Source organism: Salegentibacter haimaensis (genome assembly GCF_054121495.1).
In genome coordinates, this window is sequence record NZ_JBSYGH010000012.1 from 1 (window position 1) to 17,296 (window position 17,296).

The following is a 17,296-nucleotide window of genomic DNA, read 5'->3' on the forward strand; positions in this document are numbered from 1 at the left end:
CAATAACATTGTAAAACTGCCTAAAGCACGAATAAAAAAAGACCGTCTAAAAATAGCTTTTAAGACGGCCTCTTTTTGTTTCAGGGAATATTGTTTTGGGCGAGAAGCCTGTCCCGATTGTAGCGCAGCGGAATATCGGGAAGCCCTAGTAGGCCAACAAAATGAAAACCGAATTCTGAAAAGAGTTCAGTTTTTTTATGGGCCAAATTCGGGAAAAATAAAAATGCTTTGTAATTTAGTTTGCTGCTAACCAAATTCTCTAACACTTGTCTACCGAATTTTTTAAGGACCAGGAAAACGTTTTTAATTTACTGTTTGAGGCAGCCTCAGAAGGGGTGGTCGTGGTCGATGCCACACAACATATCGTTACTGCCAATAAAGCTGCAGGAGAGATGTTTGGTTATAAGGCTGAAGAATTAATAGGGGCCCACCTAAATATTCTAATCCCCCAACGATACAACAAAAATCATCATAAGCACTTCGAAAATTTCCTGGAACACAGCGAGAAACGACAAATGGGCCACGGCCGGGACCTCTACGGAGTTAAAAAAGACGGGACTGAATTTCCGGTTGAAGCGGGTTTGAATCCCTTTGAAATTGATGGGAAACATTTTGTAATGTCGCTCATAGTAGATATTTCGGTGCGAAAGGAGAATCAGCGGCGTATTAATGAACTCAATTTAGAGCTGGAAGATAAGATAAAGGAGCGCACGGGAGAACTTCAAAAAACGGTTAAAGATTTAGAACAGGAAATCAAAAAAAGAAAAGAGGCTGAAAAACGCATAAAATTGGCTCTTAAACAGGAAAAGGAGCTCAACGAACTCAAGACGAAATTTCTTTCTTTGGTCTCTCATGAATTTAAAACTCCGCTTAGCGGGATTCTAACTTCGGCTATGTTGGCCGAAAAATACACCTTAAGCGAGCAGCAGGAAAAACGCGATAAACACTTGCGCACCATAAAAAACAAGGTGCATTATTTAAATAATATACTCAACGATTTTCTTTCTCTGGAGCGGCTGGAGTCTGGAAATGTAAATTATAAGTATACCAGCTTCAGTCTAAATAAACTGGTGAACGAGGTGATTTACAATGCCAACGTCACCTTAAAACACGGGCAGGAAATCGATTACCCGAGTGACCTGGACGATGTTACGCTTTATCAGGATGAGAAAATCCTCGATCTGGTACTTTCTAATCTCATTGGGAATTCGATAAAATATTCACCGGAAGATTCTATCATTAAATTCAGAATATTTCCTTCAGAAAAATCTATTAAATTCGAGGTGGAAGATGAGGGAATGGGAATCCCCCAAAAAGATCAAAAACATATCTTTGAACGGTATTTTAGAGCTGAAAATGCTCTGCTGAACCAGGGAACCGGGATTGGCCTTAATATCGTAAAGGTGCACGTTGAAAATATGGGCGGAAGCATCCTTTTTGAAAGTGAAGAAAACCGCGGAACAAAATTTACCGTAGAATTACCAAATTCAATACAATGAAAAAATTGCTGCTTATAGAAGACGATGTAGTAGTAAGAGAAAATACTGCCGAACTTTTAGAACTTTCAAATTATGAAGTAATCACTGCGCCAAATGGCAAGGCCGGGGTAGAAGCTGCAAAAACCAACCTTCCCGACATAATAGTTTGCGACGTGATGATGCCCGAGCTCGATGGCTATGGAGTTCTGGAAGAATTAAGTAAAAATGAAGCTACCAGTGGGATTCCTTTTATCTTCCTTTCGGCTAAAACTGAACATAAAGATATTCGTCGCGGGATGGATCTTGGTGCCGACGATTACCTTACCAAGCCCTTTGAGGAAACCGATTTACTTAGCGCCATCGAAAGCAGATTGGCCAAGGTAGAGATTCTGAATAATCGCTCCGGAAGTCAGCAAAGTGCCGGTGATCTTCCCAATCTAAATGCCCTGCGGGAGACCATGCGAAAAGGTGAAAAAAAAAGCTTTAAACCGGGCCAAACCGTGTATGAAGAAGGGAAAACTTCGGTTCATTTTTATATGGTTGAACGCGGCGTGGTTAAGGCTCATAAATTCGATAACAACGGAAAACAAATTATCACCGAACTTTATAAAGACGGGGATTTCTTCGGAAATTTAAACTTTAATCATCACTCGGCTTACCGGGAATATGCCACTGCGCTTGAAGATACCGTGCTTTATGCTCTTAACCGGGATGACTTAAAAGATATTTTAAAATCTAATTCGAATGTAAGCCTGGAGTTGCTGGAATTTATGGGAGATAATTTAATGGGAATAAAAGAACAGCTTATTGAAATGGCTTATTCTTCAGTAAGGAAGAAAACAGCCAACACCATTTTGCTCTTTGCCCGAAAAATAAGAAAAAACCCATTGCACAGCATTAGAATTTCCAGAGCCGATTTGGCCGGAGTGGCCGGCATTGCTTCTGAAACTCTAATTAGAACCCTTTCTGACTTTAAAAAAGAAGGACTAATTGAGATAGAAGGGAGAAATGTTCGCATCCTTGATCACCAGGGCCTGGAAAAAATTTCCTAACCTAATATTTTATTAGCTGACTGCGGTCATATTTACCGGGACAGTCTATTTCTAATTTTACACCCAGAAATAGAACCCAATGTCCATGGCGATAAATGTGCTTTTACTTACCGATTTTTCTGCAATGGCAGAGAATGCTGCAAAGTATGCTGTAAAATGGCTGGATCTTCCGGTGAAATTTTATGTGCTGCACGCAGGCGAGTCAAAGCCCGGAGAAATTGAAGCTTATATAAGAAAATTAGAAGCTTTTGCCGGAAATTCCAATCATACATTTTACCCCGTTACCTCCACCCAAAATCTCATAGACGCTACCCGAAAAGTTGTAGCCGAAAAGGAGATTCAACTAATTGTAATGGGAGCTTCAGGGAAGAATTCACCCCAGATTCGCGGTATTGGAAATAATACATACAATGTCATAAGAAAGGTGAAATGTCCTGTGCTTACCATTGCCGGCAATGGCTGTTTCAACCCCTGGAATACCCTGTTGTTTCCTGTGGATTATTCGATTATGCTGAATGGCGGAATGCTGGATATCTTTAAAAAATTTCCGATGAAACCAGCACCGGTGTTCGACGTTTGGGAAATAAACGGAAACAAACAGGAGGAACTTCAAAAGTCAAATTTCAGGCTTGAATTAAGTGAGCGTTTAAATCCGTGGAGGGTTAACTTTAACGAAATTGGAAGTCCGGGAGATGAGTTGAGCAATAAGTTTTGGGAAAAGGCCAGAAAAGGTGCCAATCTTGTGGTACTTGCGGCAAGAAACCTAAGAATTTCAGATGAATTGCTTACCCAGGCCCCCGATTTTGGCGATTCTAACGAAAGCAGACCCCCGGTATTAATCTTACACGGTTAGCGAGACCTGGCTTCAAAAATTTTCAAGTAGAGGTGCGACCCCATTTTGCGGGCATTGTTTTTAGCCCTATTGGCCAGTTCTCCCTGAAAGTTTTCATCGATAGTTTCAAACCATAAATTCATCCAGCGCCCAAAATGCCCTGCTTCAATGTTATGATCATTTTCCTGATCAACCTTTATATGCGCCAATTTGGGATTGCCCCGATAGCTGGCTTTAAAAAACAAATTGCTTTCCCAGAAATCGGTTAGCTTTTCCAGGTGTTCGTCCCAATCTGTAATACTTTCATTAAAAATAGGGCCAAGAACCGGTTCGGCTCTCACTTTGGTGTAAAACCTGGAAACCAGTTTAAATACGTCCTCCCGGGTTTTTAATTCTTCTTTCACCTTAGACTAAATTAATCGCGATTAGCAGCACTGAAACCGCTAAACTAATCAATAAACTATTAAAAATTACTTTGGGTTTGAATTGGGCTAAAACTGCAGCATTAAATCCCATACAAACAACTACCACTAAAAAAAGCTCCAGCATATTTACCAGGCCATGACCTTTCATAAGAATAAACATAGCAGCAATTGATCCCAAACAACTGGAAGCGATGATGCCAATTGTAGAGTAACCCAGGCTCATTTCTTCAAATTCGGTTACCAAATTTTTATAAAGCTTCATGATCTAAAGTTTTGATTTCTGAAGTAAAGGTAGTTTTGATCTTTTGGGCCTCTTATGATTCGAATCATAATAAAAAAGCCCGGCAGGCCGGGCTAAATGTTTGAGAAAGGAACTCTAATTTTGAAGGAGTTTTTTCAGGTTCAGAAAACTTTCCCGTTCCAGTTGTTCTCTGTGATCGGGGTGGGCGATGGAAATGAGAAGTTCAGCGCGCTGTTTGAGGTTTTTTCCGAAAAGGTCTACCACGCCGTATTCGGTTGCAATGTAATGCACGTGAGCCCGGGTAGTGGTCACCCCTGCGCCTGGTTTTAGATATGGGACGATTTTGGAAACCCCGGTTTTTGTGACCGAAGGCATTGCGATTATAGCCTTGCCACCTTCAGAAAGTGAAGCCCCACGAATAAAATCCATTTGCCCGCCAACGCCTGAGTATTGATGTTTACCAATAGTATCGGCACACACCTGCCCGCTAAGATCTATTTCTATGGCGCTGTTTATCGCGGTCACTTTAGGGTTTTTTCTAATTATCGCGGTATCGTTGGTGTAGGCCGCTTCCTTAAAATGCACCAGTGGATTATCATCTACAAAATCGTATAATTTCTGAGAGCCGATAGCGAAACAGGTAACGAGTTTGCCGGTTTTCACCTGTTTTTCCAGGCCGTTGATCACTCCTTTTTCTACCAGGGGAAGAATCCCGTCTGAAAACATTTCGGTATGTATTCCCAGGTTTTTATGATTTTCCAGGTTTTGTAATACCACATTTGGAATGGCCCCTATTCCCATTTGCAGGGTAGCACCATCCTCAATAAGTTCAGCGATATTTTGGCCGATTCTTTTTTCAATTTCGGTTGCTTCTGAAGGATTTGAATAATGCAGAAGATTTTCAGTATAAACAGCCGCATCTATCTGGCTAATATGTATAATCCCGTCGCCATGAGTGCGGGGAACATTTGGGTTAATTTGGGCAATTACCTTTTTTGCAGTTTGTATGGCCGGTAAACTGATATCTACCGAAAGTCCCAGCGAGCAATAGCCGTGAGCATCGGGAGGCGAAACCTGGATAAAAGCCACATCGAGAGGAAGAATATTTCTTCTAAACAGTAAGTGGATTTCACTAAGAAAAATGGGGATATAACTTCCCATTCCCGTATTCACTGCATCCCGAATATTGTGGCTTACAAAACAGGTGCTAATAGTAAAGGCCTTATTGTAGGGTTCCCGGGCGTAGGCCGCTTTTCCTTCGGTATGAATAGAGAGAATTTCTACATCTTTTAGTTCGCGGTAGCGATCGCTTAAAGCATCAATCAGGATATTGGGGGTCATTGCTGCCCCCTGAATAAAAATGCGGTCACCCGACTTTACGAGTTTAACCGCATCTTCAGCTGTCATTATTTTAGCATCCATGTTAAGATTGGATATTTAGGTTAAAATTGATCTCTATTTCCTTATCTATCACGATTAATCCCATCATTTTTTGTGGAGCTTCCAGACCAAAGTCTTCAATATTAAGCTTTAATTTTCCTGAAAAACACAGTTCTTCTTCACCGGTAACTTCAACTGGAAATACATAGTTTTTCTCTTTTCCGGCGATGTTAAATACAAGATTTACTTTCGCAGTGTCATCGCCATTTTGCTCAATTTCTCTTAGTTTAATTACAATTTGGGGATGGTCCTTTGTATTTAGCAGGTCCAGAAAGTCTTTGTTGATGCGACGATTTCCGCAGTCAAAATTCTCATTTTCCAGGTATAAGCGGGTGTCTTTAAAAATCATTCTCCCATTCTTTTCTGAATATTTGACATTCAGGGGGCGATTTCTAAAACTTAAACTATTGAACTCACATTCAAATTTGTTAATATTGGTATTGCCTTTTATACTCAAATTACTGTGGGGTAAGATGTGCACCTTAGAATCTTCATAAGGCTGAGCAAAGCTTAGCAATCCTGCAAGTAAAAAACCGGTAGTAATCAAGAGCCTTTTCATAATCAAGTGGTTTTTTATAAAGATAAGAATCATTTTAATCTCCTTTGAGGAAATAAAAAGCCCGGGATACACCTTTTAAGGTTGCAATTCCCGGGCCTGGTTGTAGGGTATTAGAAGCTAATTACTGCCTCAAGCATTAGCCCTTTGAATTGACCATCGTGGAAGATAGTTTCTGGGTTAAAGCCATTGTACTGCTGGTTTACATATTCAACCTTGGCAAGTATGTTTTTGGTCATAAACCATCCGCCGCCCAGTTGGAATCTGGTAATGTCTATATCATTACCGTTGGCTTCTTCGGCTTCTACAGTGTTGTAACGGGTACCTATGTAGAAGTTTTCGTTTTGACCAAAGCGGTAGATCAATTCACCGGCCAATTGGGTTGCCACACGATTATCTAATTCGCTTGCAGCTTTCCCGCTGGCTCTTTCAAAGGTTCCAAAGAACTCAAGACCACCATATTTCACGAATGGGTTGATCATAAAAGCGGTTACTTCGTTTCTAAGACCAGGATTGTAACGTCCAGATCTAAAGTTTCCTGCAGAGGTCGCATCTGGGTTTTCCATTACAAGGTAGTATCTTGACCCGGCACGATCGGCAGTGTATAGATATGAAGTTTGAACTTTGTTGGTGTGATACACAGATCCTGTTAATCTGAATCTCAAATCATCGGCTACATAGTCATCATATCCAAGTTTGGCAAGGAACGAAGGTCCGCTAGCATCAGGATTGGTTACAGCCTGGTTTAACTTTCCATTGGTAGCACCAACCATTCCAATAAATCCTCTGTCACGGTAGTACACTTCAGCACCAACTTCAGTAGTGAAAGCATCCATAATCAGGTTTCCAACGAAGGGGTTGTAAATCGCCTGGGCGTTATCACTTCTTCTAAAGTGAGCATCCCCGTAGTTGTTCTCCATATGTCCAATCTTCACGGTTACTTTATCCATTAGATCTCCGGCAAAACCGGGGCTAATGAAATCCAGTCTGTCAATTTGAAGGTATCCACCTTTTACGTATGGCTCTGGGTGGTGGCGAGAAGAAAGATAGGTTCTTAAGTGCATTCTCACCCCGTCAAAAAGGGCCACATCAAGATCAAGGTTGGCAGTAGCCAGGTTAAAGTTATTCCCAATTTCAATTAACGGTACTCCTGAGTTTGAGTGATCCAGAGCCTGAAATTGAATGGTAGATGCACCACCCACTCTTACTTTTACACCATCAAAAGTTGAGATGGTATCTTTTGGAGCCTCGAAGGTATGAATTCCTCGTTGGTCGGGCTGGCGAAAGTTGTCCAGATCTCTGTTGTTCTGGGCTTGCATCTGCACCCCAAAGAACATCGCTAAAGCTAAAGCTGAATATTTGAATAGGTTTCTCATTGTAGTAATTGTTAGAAAGTGATTTGATTATTTTGAAAAGTTAGTTTTAAATTTTACTGTGATCTCTTCACCGGTCTTAACGGTTCCCATTAAGGCGGTAGGTGGATCTACCTTGTATTGTGTCATATTTAATTTATGTTCTCCGGTTAATTCTATATTAGAGCCGTTCATCTTCGCGGTTAAAACCAGTGGAATTTCTTTTGAAGTTCCGTTGATGATTAGGGTTCCGGTGGTGGTGATTTTGTAAGTATTGTTTCCGGTTTCCTCGATCTTTTTAACCTCCTTCAGTTTAAATTCGATGTTTTTATGCTTATCGGTATTTAAAGCTTTATAGGCATTTTTGTCCATCCCGCTTTTACCGCTTCTTAAACTCTCGGCAGGAATGCTTACCTGCAGATTTTTAATGGCGCTCAATTTTCCGTTTTCGGTTTCTATCGCCAAACCTCCTGCTTTAGAGGTAGCCTCCATTTCCCAATCGTGTATGTTTGAGGTGCCTTCAATTTTTATATCTGAATTTGCCTGCATTCTATAATTCTGCGCAAAGCTTACTCCAATCGTTAAACTGAAAAGTACTACCAGTGTAGAAATAATTTGAATTGATTTTAGAGCTTTCATAATCCTTGGTTTTTAAATTCATTACAAAGTTGCGACACAAATGCAGCAGAAATTATGACCGCAGTCAGATTTCAGCAGATTATGATCTTTGTGGAATTTCAGGAATAATTAGCTAAACCCCAGTAGTTGCAGGGTGTTTGGAATTCTAAAACGTTTTCGTGAAGGCCTGAAATCTTTATGCAGGCATAATATTTTTTAAAAAATTCAGGAGTTTTTTTGACCGGGTTTAGTAATAAAGCTCGTCGGTTTTCAGGTTCAGGAACCTGGAAGTGGCAAAGAATGTGCTAAGCCAGGTAATAAGTATCCCTCCAATAAAAACTCCTGCAAAGAGAGCGGCAAGAAGCTTAAGGTCTCCGGCCAGGTTTAACTCAGGGAAGGTATTGTCTAAATAATAGAGCATAGCTGCCATTCCAATTAGGGCAAGTACAGCGCCAATCATTCCCAGTTTTATGCTTTGCCAGATAAAGGGTCGGCGAATGAAACCTTTGGTAGCCCCGACCATTTGCATGGTTTTTATAATAAAACGTTTCGAATAGACCGAAAGTCTTATTGAACTGTTGATTAGCAGAACCGCGATGAATGTGAAAACCGCACTGGCGATCAATACCCACAGGCTTATCTTTTTTACATTGTCATTTAACAGGGAAATAAGGGGCTTGTCATAAACTACTTCGTCTACAAAGGCTTTGGCGGTAAGTTCTTCAGCAATTTCGTCTACCTGTTCGGCCGAAACGTAATCGGCATTCATATAGACGTCTATGGAATTCTGAAGGGGGTTATAGCCAAGAAACTCCATAAAATCCTCGCCTATTTCTTTGCTGTGTGCCTCGGCAGCTTCTTCTTTTGAAACATAGGTGGTAGATTTGGTATACTCGGCCATTGCAAGGCTATTCTTGAGTTCTTCGATTTCTACCTCTTTTGCTGAATCTTTGAGATATACCGTAAGAGCGATCTGCTCTTTAAAATGATCGGCTACCTTTTTTGTATTGAGCACTAATAAACCCAGCATTCCCAGTAAAAAAAGCACTAGAGCAATACTGATAACCACCGAAAAATAAGAAGAAATAAGCCTGCGTTTCTGGTACTTTTCAAAAGATGTGCTCATAGGGCGCGATACAGATTTTGTGTAAAAATAAAAAAGATAAGTTTTCCTCTGGTTTAAAACGTTTAAACTTTGAAAAAATTAGAGTTCAGGTTTACTCATTATTTCCATTTAAATCTAATTCGGTGAAATTTTCGTCAATTATCAGTGTGAGACATCCGTTTATATGAAGCTGCTCTAAAGATTTGGTTTCATTATCCAGTTGAATGCTTTTAACTTCAAACGGCAGCCCGTGTATTTGCAATTTGAATCTTTTGCAATCAGATTCAAAAGTACCGTCTTTATGCTGCTGAATCACCAGTTGATTTTTTCTTCCGGTAAGCTTAAAACTTCTCAGGCAAAAACGCCCTTTGGCATAATCGTAACCATCCTGCGCATCTTCGAAAAACTGAGAATCTTCTTTGCCTTCCTTGTAATAGATATCCAAAACAACTTCTTCGATAAGCTTTTCTCCCACGTATTGCTGTACCGGGTATTTTGGTATTATAGCGCCTTCTTTTATAAATACCGGCATACTGTCAATATCGGCATCCACCCACATTTCTTTTCCGCCTTTTACGACTTCATCGGTCCAGTGGTTATACCAGTTTCCTCGGGGAATGTACATTCTTCTTCCTTTGGCATTAGGTTCCTGCACCGGGCAGGCCAGAATGCTATCGCCAAAAATAAATTCATCTATTCGATAATGGGTATTTACATCTTCCTGATCGAACAACACCAGCGATTTAATTAATGGAACTCCCTTTTCAGTATAATCCCAAAAAGCAGTATATAGATAGGGTAGAAGCTGGTAGCGAAGTTCAATGAATTTTCGCACTATTTCGGTTACTTCTTCCCCAAAAGTCCAGGGTTCCTGGTCACCGTGATCGCCCGAAGAATGCACCCTGAAAAACGGGTGAAAAGTTGCCAGCTGAATCCATCGCGTAAAAAGTTCGCCTTGGGGTTGCTCGGCAAAACCGCCCACGTCGCTTCCGGCAAACGAAAAACCAGACATTGCCAGGCGCTGCACCTGTACATTGGCGATCCATAAATGTTCCCAGTTCGCGATATTGTCTCCGGTCCAGGTTGAGGTATATCGCTGAGTCCCTGAATAGGCTGCCCGGGTAATCACAAATGGCCGTTTGGGATGCGAAAATTTCTTTACTCCCTGGTATGTGGCCCTGGCCATTTGCATTCCGTAGATATTGTGGGCTTTTCTATGGCTGCAGGGATTACCGTCGTAATCGTGACGCACATCGTGAGGAAAAGTTTTATTCGGAACTTCCATCACCGCGGGCTCATTCATATCGTTCCAGATTCCCTTTACTCCGATTTCTTCAATAATCTCTTTGAATAATCCAGACCACCACTCCCTAACCTCGGGATTGGTGAAATCGGGGAAATAACATTCGCCCGGCCACACCTTTCCTTTGATGTAAGGCCCGTCGGCGCGCTTGCAGAAATAATCGTTTTCCAGTCCTTCCTTAAAAACCCAGTAATCCTTATCGATTTTAATCCCGGGATCTATGATGGCCACAGTTTTAAATCCGGCTTCCTCAAGTTCCTTTACCATTCGCTTAGGATCTGGAAAATATTCCTTGTTCCAGGTAAAACACCTGAAACCTTCCATATAATCTATATCAAGATAAATGGCATCACAAGGAATTTGTAATTCCCTGAATTTTGAGGTAATTGCTTTTACTTTGCTTTCAGGATAATAACTCCACTTGCACTGGTGAAATCCTAAAGCCCAGAGTGGGGGTAGATCTGGTTTTCCGGTAAGATCGGTGTAATATTCGACTACATCGGTCATTTTTGGGCCGTAGATAAAGTAATAATTCATCTCGCCACCCTGTGCCCAAAAACTGGTCACGAAACGCCGCTCCTGCCCAAAATCGAAATAAGACCTGAAGCTGTTGTCGAAAAATATTCCGTAGGCTTTGTTATTGTGTAGGGCGGTGTAAAACGGAATAGTTTTATAGATAGGATCGGTATCTTTTCCGTAGGCATAAGAATCGGTTACCCAATTCTCGAAGCGTTTTCCTTTTAAATTCAAATGACCGGGTTTGTCGCCAAGGCCAAAATAACATTCGCCATCCTGGGAAACCTTGCTCATTTTCACAATATCGCCCCCAAATTCATAGCTCTCCTCCCAATGAAAACCAAGTTCGTCTTCGTTGATCAAAGTACCGTCGCCGGCATCGTAAATTTTAACTTTTAAATCTTTTTTGGAAACCTCGCAGATGATCTTGGAAGTGGTAATACTATAAGAATCTTCTTTTTCTTCAATATCCAACTGATTGTACCCAATACTGGCGTATTTAGTTATGGCATACGAGAAATCGTTGGCAAACCTGCCGGTGGTAGAATATCGAAAACGCAGCAAGCCATCTCTTAATATTGTGATTTGCAAAGCCACATCATTCTCGGTAGCAAAATGCAGGCTGTCCACGTCTTTTCTGAAAGAAATTATATTGGAAGGAAACGCATTTCCCTTATGTTCTAATTCGGTATTGGTAATCATAGGCTATAAAATTACTCGCGCTGAAGATTTAAATTCCCTGTAAAATCGCAAAGCTTTATTTTGATTTTCAAGGAGGTAAAAGAACTGAATTGTTTTCAATTATACATCGCTGTTCACAAAATATTTTGAGGTGTTTTATTAACTATAAGCTTGTAATTTTTTTGATTAGCTAAGTTTGGCTTAGGATATTATTTGGAATATTTAAAAGCCAGCATCGCCAAAGGCGGAAGATTTATTTCTGCGGAATGTTCCCGGGAATGCCAGGACTTCTTTTCGGTTTTTTTGTTAGAATTCTCGTAATTCCCTGTTCCGAAGAATTTTTTATGATCGCTATTAAAAACCTCCTGAAGCTTTCCTGGAGTGTTCAGGCCAACCCGGTAATTTTCCCGGGGCGTAGGAGTGAGATTACAAACTATGATCAAATCATCTTTGGTCTTTTCTCCTTTTCTGATAAAACTCATCACAGAATTCTCTGCGTCGCTGTAATCGATCCACTCAAAACCTTCAGGCACGAACTGTTTTTCATATAAAGCCGGCTGAGTTTTGTAAAATTCATTCAGCGCCTTGATCAATTCTTTGATGCCTTTATGAGGTTTGTATTTCAGTAAGTGCCAGTCTAAACTCTTCTGAAAATCCCATTCTTCACTCTGCCCGAATTCACAACCCTGAAACAATAATTTTGTCCCGGGATGCATAAACATATAACTATAAAGCAAGCGTAAATTGGCAAAACGCTGCCATTCGTCTCCCGGCATTCGGCCTAAAATTGAGCGCTTTCCGTAGACCACTTCATCGTGAGAAAGCGGAAGCATAAAATTCTCGGTAAATGAATAGGTGAGCGAAAAAGTGATGTTGTTTTGATGATGTTTTCGGTAAATGGGTTCTTTAGAAAAATACTGAAGCGTGTCGTGCATCCAGCCCATCATCCATTTCATCCCAAATCCGAGGCCACCGAGAAAAACAGGTTTTGAAACCCCGCTGTAGGCGGTAGATTCTTCGGCGATAGTTTGCACATCGGGAAAAGAGGCATAAACCTCTTTATTCAATTCTTCTAAAAATGAGATTGCCTCCAGGTTTTTATTTCCGCCGAATTCATTGGCATCCCATTCGCCTTCTTCCCTCGAATAATCGAGATACAGCATAGAAGCCACGGCATCTACCCTAAGTCCGTCTATATGAAACTGCTCCAGCCAGTAAAGGGCATTGCTTATTAAAAATGCTCTTACCTCGTTCCTGTTATAATTGAAGATCAAACTTTTCCAATCGGGATGATAGCCTCTTTTGGGGTTTGGATGCTCGTAGAGGTGAGTGCCGTCAAAATAGCCCAGGCCGTGACTGTCTTCCGGAAAATGAGAAGGCACCCAATCCAGGATGACTCCAATCTCATTTTCGTGAAGTTTGTCGACCAGATATTTCAATTCATCGGGGTAACCAAAGCGTGAGGTTGGCGCAAAATAGCCGGTGATTTGATATCCCCAGCTCGGGTCGTAAGGATATTCCATAATAGGCATAAACTCTACGTGGGTAAAGCCCATTTCTTTAACGTAAGAAACCAGCTCTGTGGCCAACTCATAGTATGAAAGCGATCGGTTTTCTTCAATTCTCTTCTTCCAGGACGACAAATGCACCTCATAAACCGAAAAAGGCGCCTCCAGCGAATTATGTTTTTTTCGTTTTTTAAGCCAGGTTTTATCTTTCCACTTGTAATCGTCTTCCCAAACCACCGAAGCTGTTTTGGGCGGATGCTCGCAACGGCGGGCGTACGGATCGGCTTTTTCAGTTATAATCCCGTTATGATTGCTGTGGATCTTGTACTTGTATAAATTCCCTTTTTCAACATTCGGAATAAAACCTTCCCAAATCCCGCTACCATCCCAACGCACATTCAATTGATGTTCGCCATCCTGCCAATGATTAAAATCGCCAACCACCGAAACCTTTTTGGCGGCAGGGGCCCAAACCGCGAAATAAGTGCCTTGCACTCCGTCTAACTTTAAAGGATGAGAACCGAATTTTTGATACAGCCTGAAGTGTTTCCCGGCTTTAAATAGATTAATATCAAATTCTGAAAATAAACTATGCGTTTTTACTTCTGCCATATTATCCTATTGTGGTTCCCGGTGGGATTACCGCCTCTTTTTTAAGCACTACGATGCCTTCTTTAATCACGTACGCATCGGTTTCGGTGTCTTCTAAATGATGCCCTCCTTTAATGGTAGAATTGTCTCCAATCCTGCAATTTTTATCGATAATGGCATTTTCGATATGGCAGTTTTCCCCGATCCCTGCGAGAATTTCAATATTGTTTTTTTCAATTTCCTCCAGAGATTCATAGAAATCGGTTCCCATCATATAGCAATTCTTCACAATCGACCCTTTTCCAATGCGGGACCTTACCCCAATTACCGACTTTTCGATTTTATCGGCGTGAATAATGCAACCTTCAGCAATTACCGCTTTTTTGAGTTTGGTATTGCTGTATTTCGAAGTTGGAAGGATACGGGCGTGGGTGTAGACCCTGTTTTCCATATCATATAAATTAAACTTCGGAATATCTTCAGTAAGCCCAATATTTGCTTCAAAAAAGGATTCAATATTTCCAATATCGGTCCAGTAACCTTCAAACTGGTAGCTGGAAACTTTTTTATTCCCAATCGCCTGCGGAATGATCTCTTTTCCAAAATCTACAGTGCCGGGATCGTCCATCAACTGCTCCAACAAGGCCCGGTTAAAGACGTAAATTCCCATAGACCCCAGGTAATTTCTGCCTTCAGCCTCCATTTCGGGGCCGGTAGGGGAGGTCCATTCGGGTAGAAGTTCAGATTTTGGTTTTTCGATAAAGGAGGTGATATTGTTGTTTTTATCGGTTTTCATTATCCCGAAACTCGGCGCATCCTTTGCATTTACCGGTACGGTTCCAATGGTAATATCGGCGCCGGTGTCTATATGCTGTTGTATCATTTTATTGTAATCCATATGATACAACTGATCGCCTGATAGGATCAAAAAATAATCGAATTTGTGTTTTTTGAAATGATGCATTCCCTGTCTCACCGCATCGGCCGTACCCTGGTACCAGGTTTTGTTGTTTGGGGTCTGCTCTGCCGCAAGAACATCTACAAAAGCCGAACTAAAAAAGCTAAAATGGTAAGTGTTTTTGATATGCTGATTAAGGGAAGCCGAATTAAACTGTGTTAAGACGAACATCCTTTTGAGATCGGAATTAATACAATTCGAAATGGGAATATCTACCAATCTGTATTTTCCCGCGATTGGCACTGCCGGTTTAGATCTGCTTTCTGTTAAGGGGTGAAGCCGGGTTCCCTGGCCACCCCCGAGGATTACCGATAATACTTGGTCGTTTAACATAATTAGCTTTTTAGAGAGTTATACAAATCGATATACTGTTGAGCCGAAACATTCCAGGAATGATCAATGCTCATAATATGTTTCCTGACTTTCTTAAATTGAGGCTGATCCTGGTAGAAAACTATCGCCCTTTTTAAGGTTTGAAGAATATCCTCTTCTGAAGCTTCCTGATGATAAAATCCGAACCCGCCATCTTCAATGTCTATAACTGTATCTTTCAATCCGCCAATACTTCGCACCAGGGGAATGGTTCCGTAGCGAAGCGAATACAATTGATTGAGACCGCAAGGTTCCACGCGGGAAGGCATTAAGAGAAAATCGGCCCCGGCATAGATGAGGTGGGAAAGCTTCTCATCGTAACCAATAAAAGTATTGTAAACGCCTTTGTATTTTTTCTTCAGACTTTTTAATTCCCTTTCAACTTCAGGATTTCCCGAGCCTAAAATGAGAACACTGCATTTTTTTTCTGAAAGGATTTGATCCAAAACTTTCGGCAAAAGGTCAGCTCCCTTTTCATATACCAGCCTACCAATAAAGGCGAACAAAGGTTTTGAAGCTGAAAAGCCAAATTCCCTACACAGCCATTTTTTATTGGCGGCTTTCCCGGTTTGAATATTTTTTGATGAATATTTTTTTGCAATAAATTCATCGGTTTCGGGATTCCAAACCTTGGCGTCGATTCCGTTTAAAATTCCGACACATTTATCTTTTTCGTGACTTAATAAGCTCTCTAAACCATTCGCCGCTTGTTGTAACTCTTCCATATAACTGGGTGAAACCGTGGTCACCCGCCAGGCGCATTTAATTCCTGAGGCTAGAGGGTTTATAACGCCGTCCCAATCCAGCAAGCCGATATGATTAATATCAAAAGCCGGTAAATAATGCACTTTATCGTGTGAAAACCAGCCCTGATATTGTGCGTTATGAATGGTTAATATAGTGGGGATTTGATTGAGCGATTCATATTTAAAGCATTCCTGGGCCATAAAGGGAATCAGGCCGGTATGATGGTCGTGACAATGAATTATAGAGGGTTTTTCCTCTAAACTGAGCATCCAATCCATCACCGCGATTTGAAATGCGGTAAAACGTGCGGTATCTTCTTCAGAATAAACAAAATCTTTAAACAGCAGTTCCGGGATATCCACAAAGAGCACTTCAATATCTAAAACTGCTCCTTTTAATTTCAATATTCGATAAGAGAAGATGTCTTCTCCAAGAATTAATTCCGATTCGTAAATACTTTCAAATTTGTGAGCTGCGGTGAATTTAGTATCATAAAATGGCATTACAACCCTGGCCTTCACCCCGGCCTCCTGCTGATATTTGGGCAGGGAGCCTACCACATCTCCCAAACCGCCAACTTTTGCGATGGGGTAACATTCGGCGCTTACGTGAATCACGTTCATACTTTAATAATTGAAAACATTAGAATTAATAGGGTTGTTTTATTGCGAATAGGCAGGCAGAGATTTTAAAAGACTTAAAAATTCAAAGCCGGTTATTCGTCAATTCCCTATAAATTTAGTAAAATAAAGAGACAAAGTCTATTGGAGAAAATAGATGATTTGATAATTCTAAAATTAACGGGATTTAAAATTAGGTTGCAAAAGGTTTACCCGACCTACAAATTCCCCTTGAGGCGTTCGGGATTTTGTCTAGTATCGAAAAGGGTGACCAGTTTGACTTTAGAAGAATTAAACCGATAAAAAATTGTGGTTTGTTTAGTAATTACGGTCCGATGTAATCCGGGTTTTGAATCAGATTTCGGAAAAATTTGAGGATGCCGACTTATAATTTCAAGGTTATGGTCTAATTTTTTAATAAAATCTTTTTTAACCTTATCAGACCAGTTTTTGCTTAAATAATCCAGTAGCTTTTTTAGCTTTTTCTCAGCAGTTTTTGATAACTACCTCTCGCGGCATTATCGGTGTTTTTTAATGAATTTCTCATAGGAGATAGTTTCTTCTCTGGCTATTTCCTCATCAGCCGCTTCGATCTCAGCTTTTTCCTCTGGAGAAAGCTTGTCCCAGAAATCTGTTGGTTCTTTCTTGCTCAAAATCTTACGAATGGAATTAATAATTTTAGGATCATTAGTTTCCATTAGTAATTGAGCAAGGCTTATTTTTTCTTCCTGGATATTCATTTAAGCATTTTTTAAAAGCAAACTAAGATAATAAATTCAGGCTATTTTATCTGGAAACGAACATTTTAAAAAGGAATTTTCAGGTGGAAACTTATCTCCTAATCCTTTCTTCCTAAATTCCCATAAGTGGTTTAAAATTGTAAATTTGCAGGCATTAATGT

At 40.7% G+C, this 17,296-nt stretch carries 15 protein-coding genes and 1 pseudogene; 3 read left to right on the plus strand and 13 right to left on the minus strand.

All coding sequences use genetic code 11. The annotated features are described in order from the left end of the window. Positions 1–266: 266 nt before the first annotated feature. From ACW6QP_RS11690 to ACW6QP_RS11700, 3 genes are all read left to right on the plus strand, one after another. Positions 267–1,499: an ATP-binding protein gene (locus tag ACW6QP_RS11690; protein ID WP_457911055.1), complete on the plus strand. Its 1,233-nt coding sequence runs from the start codon at positions 267–269 to the stop codon at positions 1,497–1,499. After that, positions 1,496–2,530, plus strand: coding sequence for a response regulator (locus ACW6QP_RS11695; protein ID WP_457911056.1), 1,035 nt, complete (start codon positions 1,496–1,498; stop codon positions 2,528–2,530). Before ACW6QP_RS11690 ends, ACW6QP_RS11695 begins: the two co-directional genes overlap by 4 nt. Positions 2,531–2,609: 79 nt before the next feature. After that, positions 2,610–3,383, plus strand: a complete 774-nt coding sequence (locus ACW6QP_RS11700; protein ID WP_457911057.1) for a universal stress protein — start codon at positions 2,610–2,612, stop codon at positions 3,381–3,383. Here the strand turns inward: ACW6QP_RS11700 and ACW6QP_RS11705 are convergent. From ACW6QP_RS11705 to ACW6QP_RS11765, 13 genes and pseudogenes are all read right to left on the minus strand, one after another. Then, on the minus strand, positions 3,380–3,766 hold the full coding sequence (locus tag ACW6QP_RS11705; protein ID WP_457911058.1) for a group III truncated hemoglobin: 387 nt from the start codon (positions 3,764–3,766) through the stop codon (positions 3,380–3,382). The genes ACW6QP_RS11700 and ACW6QP_RS11705 overlap by 4 nt on opposite strands. 1 nt (position 3,767) lies before the next feature. Next, positions 3,768–4,049, minus strand: a complete 282-nt coding sequence (locus tag ACW6QP_RS11710) for a hypothetical protein (RefSeq protein WP_457911059.1) — start codon at positions 4,047–4,049, stop codon at positions 3,768–3,770. Between the two features lie 114 nt (positions 4,050–4,163). Further along, positions 4,164–5,450 (minus strand): acetyl-CoA hydrolase/transferase family protein, encoded by a 1,287-nt coding sequence (locus ACW6QP_RS11715; protein WP_457911060.1) that lies wholly within the window; start codon positions 5,448–5,450, stop codon positions 4,164–4,166. Position 5,451: 1 nt separating this feature from the next. Further along, complete coding sequence (locus ACW6QP_RS11720; protein WP_457911061.1) at positions 5,452–6,027, minus strand: YceI family protein; 576 nt, start codon at positions 6,025–6,027, stop codon at positions 5,452–5,454. A gap of 110 nt (positions 6,028–6,137) precedes the next feature. Beyond that, on the minus strand, positions 6,138–7,400 hold the full coding sequence (locus tag ACW6QP_RS11725) for a hypothetical protein (RefSeq protein WP_457911062.1): 1,263 nt from the start codon (positions 7,398–7,400) through the stop codon (positions 6,138–6,140). A 27-nt stretch (positions 7,401–7,427) separates the two neighbouring features. Further along, positions 7,428–8,015 (minus strand): YceI family protein, encoded by a 588-nt coding sequence (locus tag ACW6QP_RS11730; RefSeq protein WP_457911063.1) that lies wholly within the window; start codon positions 8,013–8,015, stop codon positions 7,428–7,430. A 226-nt stretch (positions 8,016–8,241) separates the two neighbouring features. After that, a complete protein-coding gene (locus ACW6QP_RS11735) occupies positions 8,242–9,120 on the minus strand; it encodes a cell division protein FtsX (protein ID WP_457911064.1) in 879 nt (292 codons plus the stop codon). Between the two features lie 91 nt (positions 9,121–9,211). Next, positions 9,212–11,620 (minus strand): glycoside hydrolase family 31 protein, encoded by a 2,409-nt coding sequence (locus tag ACW6QP_RS11740; RefSeq protein WP_457911065.1) that lies wholly within the window; start codon positions 11,618–11,620, stop codon positions 9,212–9,214. 188 nt (positions 11,621–11,808) lie between these two features. After that, on the minus strand, positions 11,809–13,719 hold the full coding sequence (glgB, locus tag ACW6QP_RS11745) for a 1,4-alpha-glucan branching protein GlgB (RefSeq protein ID WP_457911066.1): 1,911 nt from the start codon (positions 13,717–13,719) through the stop codon (positions 11,809–11,811). A gap of 1 nt (position 13,720) precedes the next feature. Then, entirely contained in the window at positions 13,721–14,989 is a 1,269-nt protein-coding gene (locus ACW6QP_RS11750; RefSeq protein WP_457911067.1) for a glucose-1-phosphate adenylyltransferase, read from the minus strand. 2 nt (positions 14,990–14,991) lie between these two features. Further along, entirely contained in the window at positions 14,992–16,398 is a 1,407-nt protein-coding gene (locus tag ACW6QP_RS11755) for a glycogen synthase (RefSeq protein WP_457911068.1), read from the minus strand. A 215-nt stretch (positions 16,399–16,613) separates the two neighbouring features. Beyond that, a pseudogene (locus ACW6QP_RS11760) lies at positions 16,614–16,886 on the minus strand (type II toxin-antitoxin system RelE/ParE family toxin); the annotation flags it as partial. Positions 16,887–16,913: 27 nt separating this feature from the next. Continuing rightward, positions 16,914–17,135, minus strand: coding sequence for a hypothetical protein (locus ACW6QP_RS11765; protein ID WP_457911069.1), 222 nt, complete (start codon positions 17,133–17,135; stop codon positions 16,914–16,916). Between the last annotated feature and the right edge of the window lie 161 nt (positions 17,136–17,296).